Origin of the sequence: Burkholderia sp. 22313, assembly GCF_052045245.1 — a bacterium.
Lineage (GTDB): Bacteria > Pseudomonadota > Gammaproteobacteria > Burkholderiales > Burkholderiaceae > Burkholderia.
On sequence record NZ_JBQEON010000088.1, the window covers coordinates 1 to 645 of the forward strand.

Genomic DNA, 645 nt, shown 5'->3' on the forward strand with positions numbered 1-645 from the left:
GGAAGGCTACAAGGAATGGCGCGACAAGCAGATCGTCGACTGGCTCGATCGTGGTGCGACTAATAGCCCGACCAATCACTCCACAACGATGACCAATCCGGAGCATGCCGAGAAGGCGCTTGCGTACGACGCAGCGATTGGTCTGTGCTATTTGACGCCCGATCAACTCTACGACTTGAGAATTGAGGCGGATTGGCGAATGAGCAAAGGTCTTTCTGACGATAGTCCAAGCAAAAAGTACTCCGAATATTTTTCACGCGGCCAACTTGAAGGACTACCGATTCATGAATGGGTACATGCCGAGGATAGTGAAGGCAAGAAGCCTGACGCGATCACGGATGAACGTGCAGGCGAGTTCTACCTGAAGGTCGGGGGTGTGATTTGAAAATGCTGATCGCTACCTGGCCGCGACGCGCCGTCGTCGCTGCCTGGACATGGCTCATCACCACCGTGCTCATGGCCACGCTGATGGCGCACATAGAACAACCCGACCCGGCTCATTTGGAAATAGGAGATTGGATGAAACGATTCTTTGCCGTACCTGGCCTGGCCGCGTTCATGGTGTTTCTATTCACCACGGCCATGATGCGTTCGGCTCAAGCCACACCTGCTAGTGAGCACACAGAGAATGCAACGCCAGCAGTC

The 645-nt window shown here is 54.4% G+C and carries 1 protein-coding gene and 1 pseudogene; both read left to right on the forward strand.

The features are described from left to right. On the forward strand, nucleotides 1-385 hold a 385-nt coding region (locus ACTJKF_RS31395; RefSeq protein ID WP_440629016.1), incomplete at its 5' end, for an effector protein Tle3 domain-containing protein. A gap of 2 nt (nucleotides 386-387) precedes the next feature. Beyond that, nucleotides 388-645: pseudogene (locus ACTJKF_RS31400) on the forward strand (virulence factor); the annotation flags it as partial.